10 protein-coding genes are annotated in these 13,505 nt (G+C 38.9%); 1 reads left to right on the plus strand and 9 read right to left on the minus strand.

Going from position 1 to position 13,505, the window contains the following annotated elements:
- Positions 1-1,071 (plus strand): ABC transporter substrate-binding protein, encoded by a 1,071-nt coding sequence (locus BLO53_RS08760; RefSeq protein WP_092060625.1) that lies wholly within the window; start codon positions 1-3, stop codon positions 1,069-1,071.
- A gap of 18 nt (positions 1,072-1,089) precedes the next feature.
- Here the strand turns inward: BLO53_RS08760 and BLO53_RS08765 are convergent, their stop codons facing one another.
- From BLO53_RS08765 to BLO53_RS08805, 9 genes are all read right to left on the minus strand, one after another.
- Entirely contained in the window at positions 1,090-3,234 is a 2,145-nt protein-coding gene (locus tag BLO53_RS08765; protein ID WP_092060628.1) for an alpha-L-rhamnosidase-related protein, read from the minus strand.
- A 38-nt stretch (positions 3,235-3,272) separates the two neighbouring features.
- On the minus strand, positions 3,273-4,709 hold the full coding sequence (locus BLO53_RS08770) for a glycoside hydrolase family 25 protein (RefSeq protein ID WP_092060630.1): 1,437 nt from the start codon (positions 4,707-4,709) through the stop codon (positions 3,273-3,275).
- A gap of 5 nt (positions 4,710-4,714) precedes the next feature.
- Positions 4,715-5,818 (minus strand): class II aldolase/adducin family protein, encoded by a 1,104-nt coding sequence (locus BLO53_RS08775; RefSeq protein WP_092060632.1) that lies wholly within the window; start codon positions 5,816-5,818, stop codon positions 4,715-4,717.
- A gap of 56 nt (positions 5,819-5,874) precedes the next feature.
- Positions 5,875-7,119 carry a glutamate-5-semialdehyde dehydrogenase gene (locus BLO53_RS08780; RefSeq protein WP_092060634.1) on the minus strand — a complete coding sequence of 415 codons (1,245 nt, stop codon included), beginning with the start codon at positions 7,117-7,119 and terminating at the stop codon, positions 5,875-5,877.
- 91 nt (positions 7,120-7,210) lie between these two features.
- The gene (locus tag BLO53_RS08785; RefSeq protein WP_092060636.1) at positions 7,211-8,086 is read right to left on the minus strand and encodes a ParB/RepB/Spo0J family partition protein; all 876 of its coding nucleotides are present in this window, start codon (positions 8,084-8,086) and stop codon (positions 7,211-7,213) included.
- 30 nt (positions 8,087-8,116) lie between these two features.
- Positions 8,117-9,688: a response regulator transcription factor gene (locus BLO53_RS08790; protein WP_092060638.1), complete on the minus strand. Its 1,572-nt coding sequence runs from the start codon at positions 9,686-9,688 to the stop codon at positions 8,117-8,119.
- Positions 9,689-9,712: 24 nt separating this feature from the next.
- Entirely contained in the window at positions 9,713-11,587 is a 1,875-nt protein-coding gene (locus BLO53_RS08795; RefSeq protein ID WP_176757222.1) for a cache domain-containing sensor histidine kinase, read from the minus strand.
- Positions 11,588-11,678: 91 nt separating this feature from the next.
- Positions 11,679-12,524 carry a carbohydrate ABC transporter permease gene (locus BLO53_RS08800; RefSeq protein ID WP_026487679.1) on the minus strand — a complete coding sequence of 282 codons (846 nt, stop codon included), beginning with the start codon at positions 12,522-12,524 and terminating at the stop codon, positions 11,679-11,681.
- The gene (locus tag BLO53_RS08805) at positions 12,517-13,428 is read right to left on the minus strand and encodes a carbohydrate ABC transporter permease (protein WP_092060642.1); all 912 of its coding nucleotides are present in this window, start codon (positions 13,426-13,428) and stop codon (positions 12,517-12,519) included. The genes BLO53_RS08800 and BLO53_RS08805 overlap by 8 nt, the downstream gene beginning before the upstream one ends.
- Between the last annotated feature and the right edge of the window lie 77 nt (positions 13,429-13,505).

Genomic DNA, 13,505 nt, shown 5'->3' on the forward strand with positions numbered 1-13,505 from the left:
ATGAAAAAGCGTTTTGTTTCTATACTACTTACCTGCGCCCTCTTTTCATCTCTTCTAAGTGGTTGTGGTGAAAATGATTTATCAAAATATCCCAACGGAAAGCTCTATGTCTACAACTGGGGAGAATACATTGATGAAGATGTGATAAGTGAATTTGAGGAAGAATACGGTATCAACGTTATCTACGATATGTTTGAAACCAATGAGATCATGTTTGCCAAACTCGCTCAGGATAACTCAGCCTACGATGTTGTATGTCCTTCAGACTACATGATACAAAAGCTCATAGAAAATGACATGTTAAAAGAGCTGGATTTTTCTAATATACCAAATGCCAAGAATATAGGCGATCAGTACTTTGAGCAGTCAAGGGATTTTGATCCTGAAAATAAATACTCAGTGCCCTACTGCTGGGGAACAGTTGGTATTCTCTATAATAAAACTATGGTTGATGATCCTGTAGATAGCTGGGACATATTGTGGAATGACAAATATAATGGTCAGATCCTCATGCAGGATTCTGTGCGAGATGCCATGATGGTTGCACTTCTTAAAAACGGCTACTCCCTAAACACCACAAATCCTGATGAAATAGCTGTTGCAACTGCTGATCTTGTAGCGCAGAAACCCCTTGTACAGGCCTACGTCGTTGACCAGGTAAGAGACAAGATGATAGGTGGAGAAGCTGCTCTTGGCGTTATCTACTCAGGAGAAGCCATATACACCGCAAGAGAAAACCCAGATCTTGTATATGTAGTTCCTAAGGAAGGTACCAATGTATGGATTGACTCCTGGGTTATCACCAAGGATTCAAAAAACTCAGAAAATGCAGAAAAATGGATTGATTTCATGTGCCGAGGTGACATAGCTCTTAAAAACTTTGAGTACATAACATATTCAACTCCCAACACAGTAGCCCAGGAAAACATCGAAGACGAGGCTATAAAGAATTCCGAAGTTGCTTTTCCTGACCTTAGTAAGATCAGCACCGAGTCCTACAAGTACCTTGGCTACGATGCTGACCGCCTCTACAACGACGCCTGGATGGAAGTAAAATCCGCAGACTATTAAGCTGCCACTACGCAGTGGCTAACGCGCTGGCTTAAGCGTATGCTCCCCCGAACCAAGCTTAAAGAGAGTGTACTTATCTTCACCAAAAACAGGAAGGTACACATCTGCTTCTGTGCCCTTTGGTATCTTCAATTTCATGTGATAGCTGTCCGCAGACTTGTATATTTCTACATATATAAGACCTTTTGCGGACGGAACTGCACATTTTACATTTGTCAGATCACCAAGATATGGTTTTATCTCAAAACGTTTATACCCTGTTTCCAAAGGTCTGACTCCTGCTATAAATTTGGACATAGTAATAAGTGGACCGCCTGACCAGGCATGATTAAGTGTCCCATCATGATTCCAGTACTCCCATAATGTGGAGTAATCATAATCCACCATCTCTTTATATCTTTTCTTCATTCTGATGATGGCCTTGTCTATATAACCTGCAATGCAAAGAGCATCAAGTACATACTTTTCCATGTATGGACTTGAATTTGTGGTTTTTTCCAGAACTTTTACTATATCAGCATACTTCTTTGGCCCTGCGAGTCCTGAGATTACTGCAAGAGCATTAGCTCTGTCATCTGGCTTTTTATTATCAGTTTTGTTGTAATAAAAAGATTCTTTCCAAAAGTGCTTGTCATAGCTATTTTCAATATCTTTTTTCCTTTTGATAAAAAAGCCTGATTCATCTTGCTTTCCAAGTAGTTCGGCCATGTTTATCAGAGAATCTAGTGCCATATAGTACCAGGCATTTTCCATAGGAGCTATATCAGCATTTTCGCCCCAATCCGGCCAGTCCCAGCTGCCAGTTCTGTGAACTACAAGTCCATTCTTCATTTTAAAAAGTTTAAGGTAATCTTTTGATGCTTCATATGCCTGAGGCATAAAAGACGCATCACCTGTATACTTGTAGTAATACCAGAATCCCCAGATGCCTGCCAGGTTTTGCATAGGAAGCTCAAACTGATCTTTACCAGAAGGAACTACAGTCAACATATAACCACTATCTTTTGTCCAGCCAGCCATCATTTCTACGCCTTTTTTATATAGGAGTAGCGCTTTCTCGTCGAGACAGTATAGCATTTGCTGCATTTCAAGATTAACATCTCCCCACCACTGGGCCCTCTCCCTGTCAGGACAATCCATGAAATTATCCCTCATAGTGATGTAAAGTGTTCTAAGTGATTTCTGCCACAATTTATTAAGGAATGTATCATCACACTCAAAGCTGCCTACAAATTCGGTATTATAACCAGTTTCATGATATCCTAGCTCTTCGATGGTAACGTCTTCATCTATTTCATAAAAAATATATTCCCCATTCATCCATCCAAGCGATTCATATTCCTGATATCCATCCTTGGTATAATATACAGCCATTACACTTTTGGTATCATATAGTGAATCGACGTAATTGTCTGCTTTTATCGCTATCCTTTTTCCCTCAGGAGCTGTGACCTTCAGCATAGGGGTTATCTGGGCATTATAGGGAAGTTTCATTTTTATTTGTTCTTTTTTCTTTGTTTTATGCCCCTTTAGCTCATCACTATTTACGTATTTTTTATAGCCAAAGTCCTTTAGTTGAGGAATTACTCTTTTGTTAAAAGAGCCCCAGTATGAAAGCGCATCTTCTATAACTTCTGCATTATCCCAATCTGAGGTATCATGATCAGGCATAAACCAATCAGGAATGTCTTTAGCAGCATCAAAATACAAATTAGACTCAGATAGCCTGAAATTGGATTTTTCATCATTTTCATCTGCAGAGACATATGCCGGATGCCTTTTTATCTTCCATGATTCATCTGAGCAAATGATAGTCCCATTTATATCCATTTCAAACACTAGGCCGCCTCTTTTGCTATCCAAGTGAGAAAATCCTTGCTTGCCAAAATAACAAACAAGGATAGCTATTGTATTTGTCCCTTGATTTAGGAATTCACCAAGGTCAATTTCATCATAATATATGGAGTGTCTATCAGGTCCGCGTTTTATACCGCCTTCAAATATCACGGGTTTGCCGTTGACATAGAGCCAATATTTTGAATCAACTGCTATTTTGGTCAATGCCTTATCTGCGGCACTATTTAAATCAAAATTTTTGACAAAACACATCCAGGTGTTTTCACTATTTTCACCTTTTTTCCAAATGCATTTTCTATTTTCCATAAAAGATAACACCTATTTTGTTGGCTATAAGAGCACTTTTACTTGATCACGTTCATGTCGACGTTACCGGCAATTCCTGGGACTGAGCCCTTTGAGGTGTATTGCCACATGTCGTAGCGTGTTGCTGTGTAGGTAGGAATGTCCACGTACTGGGCAAGCCAAATTTTGTAATCTGTGAAGGATGCAGTATTCATGCGTCCTTCCTCGAACCATTTCTTGTTGGAGTAAATTCCTGCGGTATAGCCTGCGTTCCTGATAGTAGTAAGGAAAGCATGGCACACTGCAGTTCTTTGTTCACCACTTATCTGATCTCCTCTGCCGTGGCTTGCCTCAACGTCAAGGTATACAGGCATCTGGAGATTGTAACCACTTATAAGTTCAAGAACCATGGAGGCTTCTTCTACAGCTTCAGCTTCGTTGACGGCCTGTGAAAAGAAATAGACGCCAACATTTATACCGTTACTCTGCGCTCCTGCAATGTTCTGATAATATAGAGGATCAATTACAAGTGCACCTGAACTAGAACCTCTGTAGCCACATCTGATAATAGCAAAGTTGATTCCTGAGTTCTTGACTGCCCCCCAGTCTATGTTTCCATTATGCTTGGAAACATCAATCCCCTTAACTCCTGAATGAGCTGCCACATAATTAGGATCCGATGCAATAGTTGGTGCAGCAATTGTCCCAGAGCTTGCCCCCTGGTAAGCTGCCTTGGAAGCCTGATTGGCCGCATCTTCAGCCTCTATCTGAGCCAAAATGTCCTCTGCATCCTCGGAAATATCTTCATCGTAGGATTCCTGGTTTTCGCCCTCAGCTACTCCCTCTGACGCTGCTGAAATATCTGTAGTAAGATCCTCTTCCTGAACCTTGGTATCCTCTGCCGCAACATTTATCTGAGACTCATCTTTAATCTCATCCTTTATATCTACCTTGGCATATTCAATGTGATCAGATACAGTGATTGTCTGAGATTTATCTGAGTGATAATTGGCAGTCTCTGTGGAAATATCAGAAAGAAAAACAGTATAGTCTCCAGGATCAACAAAAGGAATATAGATAATACCATCCTTGTCAGTATCGTTATAGGTCATGGTCTTATCTTTTCCCTTTACAGTTACAGTAAAGTCAACACCAGAAATAAGAGTCTCAGTGCCACTTTTTGAAAGCTTGATCTTAAGATCATCCTGAATGGAACGAAGTGAAATACTTACTGTCACATTTTCTTTTACAGCAGAGTTAAAAGCTCCACTTTCAGAGGTCTCTATCCCATTCTGTTCCCTAAGGTCATCACCGTCCACAAGGCCCAGATCAAGCGCCTCCAGTTCAGAAACCGACTCAAAAAGTGAGCTATTATCCTCATCCGCCTGTGCGCTCTTATTTTCCTTTGCGATATTACTAATTAAAAGCCCTACAGGGATAATAACCAGTAGGGCACAAATTATACCTATTAAAAAAAGTTGTGTCTTCTTTAACATCCAATTTACCTTTTAGAATCTGCAAGCTTGGAATATGGCTTCCTATAGTGCCTGTTCATCTTGATGCATTCCCAAAGAGAAAGATAATGTCCTTCTCCATTTCGAAGAACTGATATGTAAGCAATGCATCCCTTATCAAGAACTATGGCCACTGCCATAGCATCATCAAGAGTACTTCCAACGCAATAAGCACCATCATTAAGAGAAAATACAGCGTTGACGTTTTTCTTGATGTTGTGGTAGTTGTTACCATCCTTGCCATGTTCATTACTTGGGATCTTAACCCCAACACCAATGAGCTGTGCAAAATCATCCAAAAGAGGTTTCATATGGCTGGCTCTTCTGGACACAGTCATTACCGCCTCAGATTTGTTATGAACAATGTATCTTACATCTGGTCTTCTCTTATAGATTTCCTCGTGGATACTCTTAACTCTCTCAGGAGTGTCCGGAAGATCATAAACAATCTTTTCTCCATCAAGATGGCTGTTAAAGCCAGCTTCCACACCATGATTCATATCTGTCTTGCAGACATCAGACAGGAAATTGTGACAGGCAACTTCCATTTTCTCTGCTTCAAAAACTGCTTCCTTGGAATCCCTGCCAAGGCAGAGTGTGCCATGGTTTGCCATGATAAATCCCTTGCTGTCGGGATATTTCTTAACTGTAGCTGCCACGTTGGACGCCAATTTATCTGTTCCTGGAAGTGCGTATGAAGCAACAGGAATCACCATGTCTGTATCATCAAAATAGGTAAGAACCTTCTTAAAGCCCAGGGTTCCTGCGCAGGAAGCATAGACCTGATGAGTGTGGACGATAAACTCCACATCCGGCCTTTCCTTGTAACATACAGCGTGAACCGCCTTCTCACTTGAGGGCAAAACATCTCCTTCATAAGAAAGATCGTCAATATTAACCTTCACGATCATCTCAGGTTTTAAATCCTCATATTTAATTCCACTTGGTGTGATCAAAAAAGAAGTCTCATCAATTCTCTGAGAAATATTCCCCCATGTACGTACCAAAAGACCTACCTCATGAAGTTCTTTGGATACCTCAATAATGTGCTTCTTGGCTTCAAGAAGCTCTTCACTAGTAGTTAATGCCATAACCCTTATAAATCCCCAATCAAAAAATAATAATTCTTAATTATATTAGCACATTTTCATCCTCTTATCTGACCTGTGCCAATTATCTCGTACTTATAGGATGTAAGTTCCTTAAGTCCCATAGGCCCTCTGGCATGAAGCTTCTGAGTACTGATACCAATCTCTGCCCCAAATCCAAACTCAAAGCCATCTGTAAATCTGGTAGAAGCATTGACATAAACACAAGCTGCATCAACTTCATTTAGGAACTTGCGTGCTGTCTCTTCATTCTCTGTAATAATAGACTCAGAATGACCAGTGTTGTATTTATTTATGTGATCGATTGCTTCCGAAACATCACTAACAGTCTTGACTGAGATAATGTAATCAAGATACTCTTTACCAAAATCCTCATCTGTAGCCACAGCAGAGTCAGTAAGAATTTCTCTGGATGCCTTATCAGCCCTAATTTCTACATTATACTCCTTCATAGCCTTATCAAAAAGGGGTAAAAACTCATCTTTTACAGATTCATGGACAACCAAAGACTCTGCGGCATTACAGACGCCTATTCTCTGAGTCTTTGCATTTATTATGATAGGAATTGCCTTTTTAAGATCAGCATCCTTGTCCACATAGATATGACAATTTCCTGTACCAGTCTCTATAACAGGAATTGTAGAATTCTCAACGACAGCTCTGATGAGCCTTTCACTTCCTCTTGGAATCAGGACATCAACGTATTCCTTCATCTGCATGAATTTCTGTGTCACGCTTCTGTCAGTATCTTCAATTAACTGAACTGCATCTGGATTTATACCCTCAGAACTAAGGGCATCACGAATAACCCTGGTGATGGCGATATTACTGTTAATTGCATCGCTTCCACCCTTTAAAATAACAGCATTGCCGGATTTAAAGGTAAGACTAAAGGCATCTGCTGTGACGTTTGGACGAGACTCATAAATTATTCCAATAACTCCAAAAGGTACACTTACCTTGGAGATTTTAAGGCCATTTGGCCTCTCAAAGTTCTCTATAACTGCTCCGATAGGGTCTTCTAAGCCCGCTACCTGCCTGACGCCCTCTGCCATAGCTTCAATTCGCTTTTCGTCAAGCTTTAACCTGTCAAGCATCCCCTGGTGCATGCCATTTTTAAGGCCATTTTCATAGTCTTTACTATTGGCATCAAGAATATATTTAGCCTCAGACTCAAGGCACTCTGCTATTTTAAAAAGAGCCCTGTTCTTATCTTCTGTACCTAATTTCTGTACTTCGTACTTAACACTTTTTGCCCTCTGACAAATCTCAAGAAGTTCCATGCCGTTCCTCCATTTACCCCAAAACAAAACACAAGTCACAAATTTTCTTAATATTATACTTGTTTACGGCTTTCCCTTCAATTGAACTTTTTTATCCTTCGCTACTAAGTATTGTAATTATCTCTCTTGCCCAGCCCTCATCATCCGGATCAAGCTCGAAATCTTTAAATTCTTCGCCCTTTCCATGGGTTATAAGAAGAGAATCATTGGCTATATGAACAGTTTCTTTATATTTGTTAGTGATAAGCTCCTTCATGTTTTTGGCAGCTTCAGTATTATACACTTCTTTCTTGGCAGTGGCAGTGATTATGCCATCTACATGTACTGTATACTTTCTGAAAAATTTCCTTATATCATCAATAGAATAATAATTAGCAGAAAATACCCAGATGTCATATCCATTTTTCTTAAGGAAGCGGAAAAGAGCTGGAATTCCAAGCCTCATGCGCCTTGAAGCCTGACTTCCCAGTGCCAGGGCTGGCTTTTTCTCTATCAGTACGTCACTATTACTTCTAAAAACAACTTCATCAAGATCAAGGGTAACTCTCTTTTCATGAGTAGAGTGCTTAAGGATATCCTTGATTTCCTCTTCCAGCATCATGTTAACTACTTTTATAGGAACTTTTTTTACACCCGCCATCATGGCTGCGCCCCATCTATGATGGCCATTTATGAGCATAAAGCCAGATGGATGTGTACGAATAACGATAAGTGGCTCCATTGCAGGCTTCAAGCCTCTAGCCATTGAGTCAAGATATGCTCTTTGATAATCTGACATAATGCGATAGCTTGGCCCGACATCAGGAAAAGAGAATTCATCATCCGGATTGGGATGAAGATTTGTGCAGGGTGTGTTCAGGTAAAAGAGCCTCTGCAGTCTTGAAGAATTAACTGGAACATACATTCCAACTTCTTTTTCAAGTTCGTTTTTCAAATATTCCTTAAACTCAGAATTAGTCATTGCCATAGTATTAAACCTCTGGTAAAGAAATGCCACTTAAGTTTCTTTTCTCATACTCCTCGGTGAAACCCCATAAAACTTTTTAAATACATTTGAAAAGTAGCTTACGTCATTATAGCCAACCGATTCTGCAATCGCTGTAAGCTTTTGATCTGTTGTAGTCAAAAGAGCTTTTGCTTTCTGCATTCTGACGCCTGTAATATACTCAGTAAGCGTCATATCCATCTCGCTCTTAAACATTTTTCGCAGATAAGTCTGGTTAAGACATAGCTCACCAGAAATATCAGAAATAGAAAGTGCGCTATCAGAATAGTTATTATCTATGTACTCCTTGGCTGCAGTGGCAACATCGTGAGTCTTGGTGTCCTTTTTGCTTTTTTCAAATTCTATTCGTTTTTTGTATAAATAGATAACTCTATCCTTCATCTGACTAGGGGTTGCAGCATCAGACATATATTTTTCAGGTGAAAACCCTTCTCCATAAATCTTATCTATAGAAAAGCCCTTGGAAATAATGTTTGTCATAAGGATGCTTATGGCACTGGTCAAAAGATTCATGTCATAAATTTTTATATCTCCTTCTGAGCCATTATTATCTCTAAGCTTGTCCCATAAAAGATTCAGTGCATTTTCTGCATCCTCCGCCTGCAGGGTTTCAAGATCCTTATTAAGTCTTATTATGGCATCCAGAGAAGAATAGGCTGCGTCATCACCACTGTTTCTTAGGTCATAAAGCTTTCCAAAGCCCGTCCTTGAAAGATGTCCAAGTGCTTTTTCATAGGCCTTTTTTATATCCAAAAGCTGCATGGCCTTTGTAAGAGCTATGGAAGTGTTTATTTCAAGCTGGCTTTTTACAATCTGAATAATGTCTGAAAACTCATATCCCTTATACGTATTAATATCGGCTAATAAATCGAATTTCATAAGTACAACAATATTATTCTCAAAATCATGGAAAATTTTAAACTGCCCCTTTATTTCAAGCTTATCAGAAAGCATCTTGGCAATAAGTTTCTCCCAATTCATAAGCTGCTCTCTGTCTTCATACTCTTTATACGAAGAAGCATCGAATCGTAGCAACGCTAAAAGATATCCTGACTCTTTTTCGCTCCATGTTCCAAATATCTTTTCTTCAAGCTTTTTAGCTGCCTCATCATCAGAAACGCCAGCATATATCAGAGCTCTAAGTTCTTCATAGTGCTCATCACTTTTTATTTCAGTGTTCTCAACTGCCTTACTTATATTATCCTGAAGCTTTAAAAGACTAAGTATCAGTTCCTCTTTTTCAAAGGGCTTTACAATATAATCACAGACTCCAAGCTTGACTGCCTTTCTTGCATACTCAAACTCATTATTACCAGTGATCAGGATTACAGAAATATCAGGGTAATCTCTAGTTACCTTTTCAGCAAGCTCAAGGCCATTAACATATGGCATAGTTATGTCTGTAAGAACCACATCAGGATAGAACTCTTCTATCTTTTCAAGAGCCTCTCTTCCATCAGAGGCTTCACAACATATCTCAAACCCATATGAATTCCAGTCGATGCACCCTCTTAGGTATTCCAGAAAAATAGGCATATCGTCAACAATCATTATTCTAATCATTATTTTGTCATCCCTACTCTAGTTTCAGTTCTTATTGCTCGCATCAGAATATGGTACATAAACCCTGACAGTAGTTCCTTTATCTTTTATGCTCTCAATCTCAGCCCCATATTCATTTCCAAAATAAAGACGTATTCGCTTTGCCACACTATATAAACCGAAGTGACTTCCTCCCTTTATTTTGTCGTGTTCTGTAATTCTTGCCTCTTCTTTTTTCTTATCCTCTTCGCTGTCAAAAACACTTTCATCAGAAAGAAGACTATTTAGCCTTAAAAGCTCATCCTCACCTATTCCAACACCATCGTCAATAACAAGTAGTTCCACTCTTCTATCAGCAGTAGAATCCTGATCATTACAGCCAACTACATGTCCCTTAACCAAAATTTTCCCTGAAGAAGCCTTATTTTTGACTCCATGGTAGATTGCATTTTCTACAAGAGGCTGAAGTGTCATCTTTGGAATAAGCGACATAAAAACATTTTCATCTACATCGATTTCATAGCTGAATTTGTCACCATATCTCATAGTCTGAAGATCCAGATAGTCAGTTATTATCTGAATTTCTCTTTCTATGGTGACTATTTCATCACTTCCGGATAAAGAATTTTTATAATAATTTGCCAATTTGTGTGTGACTCTGGAAGCCTCTTTCGCCCGGTTCATCTCAATCAGCATTATTATGATATCAAGCGTATTATACAGAAAATGTGGTTTTACCTGTTCCTGGATCAGCGCAAGCTCATACTCTCTCTTTTTTCTGGCTTCATCATCTACCTGCTGCAAAAGCTCTAAATTGCGCTGAGTCATATAGTTAAAGATTCTTCCAAGACGTCCAATCTCGTCCTTGGTCCTGAATCTGAACCTCACGCTCATATCCCCTTCAGCAATTTCCTGTGCTCCATCATGAAGTATCTTAAGGGGTTTGGTTACAAAATTAGCAGAAAACCAGACAGAAATTATTAAAAGTACTGCGGTAAAAGAGCTGGTTGTCAAAATGATAAATCTAAGATCCCTGCCCGTTACATTAAATTTATTAAGATTTGTAATCCCCACAAGAGTCCACTTATAATCAGTGATCACCTGCCTTGATAAAAGATAGGACTCATTCTTGTACTTTATGAGCTTATCATTAGTATCAAAAAGGCTTTCAATCAGAGTATCATCTTCATAAATAGGGTCTATCACGCCATTTTGTTTTATGAGTCTTGCGTCAGTATCATACAAAAAATAGTAACTTATCTCGCTTTGAGAAGATTCTATAAGATAATCTTTATCCATATTTATAAAAAGATATCCCAGGTGAGTGCCACTTACAATATTGATAACATGCTTGCCCATGGTGATAACTTCTTTATCATCACGGCTAAAAGGATTAGATTCAAGTGGCATCATAACAGTCTTGCCGCCCTGGTCAGAAAGCCCCAAAACATAATCTGAATATCTTATATTTATGCTGTCTCCAAGGTAATAAGGATCTGATGAATAAAACCTTCCATCTCTGTCTATAAATACTATAGATGATATGCCATTATAGATAAGGAGCGACTGAGACAGCTGGCTTGTTATCTTACTATCTCTTGTAACCTGCCTCATGGATTTATCATTATAGTAATTGCCAAATTCTATAGTCAGGTTGTTAGAACACAGTTCACCATTTTGAAGGACAGATGAAAGCCTGTCAGACATGATGCGTATATTTTCCTCTATCTGCTTGTCAGCCCTTTGCATAATTGCCCTGTTATAAAAGGCAAGCATCAAAATAGTAAGTACCACCATAGGAATAAGTGCTACCAGTAAAGTTATAAAAGCTAGTTTATATTTGATGGACATGTTTCTGGCCTTGTTCTTGCCAGTGCTTAATTTCTCCATGTCCTCAATTGTCATATTTTTTATATCCATCTTTTTCATACCCATAATATTATCATGGTATAGGTGGTAAAAGTCAAAAAAGCGCAAAGGGCCATCATGTGACTCTTCGCGCATATATTTTTTATCCTTTTACAGCTCCGCCTATTGTCATAGCACTCTCAACCTGCTCTGAGAAAATAGAATATACTATTATTGCGGGGAAGGATGCAATTACCATAGTAGCGCCCATTCCTCCCCAATCCGTCGTAAATTCGCCCTGAAAAAACAGTACTCCAAGAGGAAGAGTCTTGAGCTTTGGTATACTACCTACAACTACATTTGCCAATATAAACTCATTCCAGGCATTAAGGAAAATATAGATCACCAGTGTAACTGTAGCTGGCCTTACTAAAGGCTCAATGATCATAAAGAAGGTCTGGTAGATATTGGCTCCATCCATGCAGGCTGCTTCTTCAAGTTCCATAGGAATCCCTTTGAAAAATCCGTAATAAACCATGCAGGCAAATGCCAGGTTTATTGCAATATAAGGAAAGATCAAAGACCATCTTGTTCCCATCAGGCCAAATTTCTGTACGATCTTAACAACAGGAATCATTATTGCCTGAACAGGTATAAACATTCCTAACCCCAAGAACAGCCTTGTAAAGGTCTTTAACTTCCAGACCATCCTGCTGGTTGCATATGAAAAGAGTAACGCACAGAAAATAGTTATGATCACAGTACCTATTGATACTATCAGGCTGTTTATAAAATATAGCGGTACATCATACTTGGTCCAGGCAGTTATATAGTTTTCATAGTGAAGTGGCCATGGTGGTCCAAAAGGATTCGTTACAAAAATCTCGTTATTAGTCTTAAATGAATAAAATAGCATCCAGATCAGCGGATATAGGGAAAAAGCTGCATAAATCCAGCAAAATGCTATAAATACATAATGAAGAGCTTTATTTGATCTATCTTTACGCACGACGCTTCCTCCTTGCTTTTTCTTCTTCTTTCTTTTGATCTCTGTCCCTAAAGATAAAATTGATAACAAGCATTACAAGCATACATTCAACGACCATCACTGAAGCTGCAGCAAGACCATATCCATAATCAGACTTCTTAAAGGCTGCGTTATACATCATGTATGTAAGTGTATAAGTTGACTTGTTAGGACCGCCTCCTGTCAGGATGTTCATCTCAGTGAAGGCTTTGATACCTCCGGTTAGCGAAATAATAAGACAGAATTTGTAGGTTTCAGCAAGAAGCGGGATTGTGATCTTAAGGTGGGCAAGGACATTGGAACAGCCATCAATTCTTGCAGCTTCATAATAGTCTGAAGGAATTGACTTGATACCAGCTACAATAAGTGCAAACTGATATCCCATCCACTGCCATGCATTAACAAAGGCGATAACATATATTGCTTTATATCTATCTCCAAGCCAGTTCTGTTTAAAATCAAAGTTTCCAGCTTCAAAGAGCTTATTTAATAGTCCATCTCCTGCAAGAACGGCACTCCATAGCTGACAAACTACAGTTACAGATAAGATGACAGGAATGAAATATGCTACTCTGAGGAATTTCCTGCCCTTCATCTTCTTATCCGAAATAGTGATGGCAAATACAGTAGCAAAAAGCATCTGATAAATAGTTATGACAACTGCAAAAATCAGCTGATTTCTGTTGGATGTAGCAAATACTCTATCAGTAAACAGGTCAAGATAGTTCTTTATACCTGTAAAATTCGGAATTGTAAGACCATTCCAGTCTGTAAAACTATAGGCAAAAACCTGGATGATCGGAATAAAATCAAATGTAATAAATATAGCAAGTGCCGGTAATACAAAAAGCAGGATTGCCAGCTTATTTCCCATGTATTTTTTCATGGTTCATCTCCCAATAATTGACGTAAATAAAATTATAAAGCTCATATATTTAATGCGGAGCTGGCAGATATAACCCC

Source organism: Butyrivibrio sp. INlla14, assembly GCF_900102515.1.
In the GTDB taxonomy this organism is placed as follows: Bacteria; Bacillota; Clostridia; order Lachnospirales; family Lachnospiraceae; genus Butyrivibrio.

Coding starts and splice junctions, on each gene's coding strand:
- BLO53_RS08760 (WP_092060625.1), top strand. CDS start 1: ATGAAAAAGCGTTTTGTTTCTATACTACTTACCTGCGCCCTCTTTTCA.
- BLO53_RS08765 (WP_092060628.1), bottom strand. CDS start 3,234: ATGGAAAATAGAAAATGCATTTGGAAAAAAGGTGAAAATAGTGAAAAC.
- BLO53_RS08770 (WP_092060630.1), bottom strand. CDS start 4,709: ATGTTAAAGAAGACACAACTTTTTTTAATAGGTATAATTTGTGCCCTA.
- BLO53_RS08775 (WP_092060632.1), bottom strand. CDS start 5,818: ATGGCATTAACTACTAGTGAAGAGCTTCTTGAAGCCAAGAAGCACATT.
- BLO53_RS08780 (WP_092060634.1), bottom strand. CDS start 7,119: ATGGAACTTCTTGAGATTTGTCAGAGGGCAAAAAGTGTTAAGTACGAA.
- BLO53_RS08785 (WP_092060636.1), bottom strand. CDS start 8,086: ATGGCAATGACTAATTCTGAGTTTAAGGAATATTTGAAAAACGAACTT.
- BLO53_RS08790 (WP_092060638.1), bottom strand. CDS start 9,688: ATGATTAGAATAATGATTGTTGACGATATGCCTATTTTTCTGGAATAC.
- BLO53_RS08795 (WP_176757222.1), bottom strand. CDS start 11,587: ATGGATATAAAAAATATGACAATTGAGGACATGGAGAAATTAAGCACT.
- BLO53_RS08805 (WP_092060642.1), bottom strand. CDS start 13,428: ATGAAAAAATACATGGGAAATAAGCTGGCAATCCTGCTTTTTGTATTA.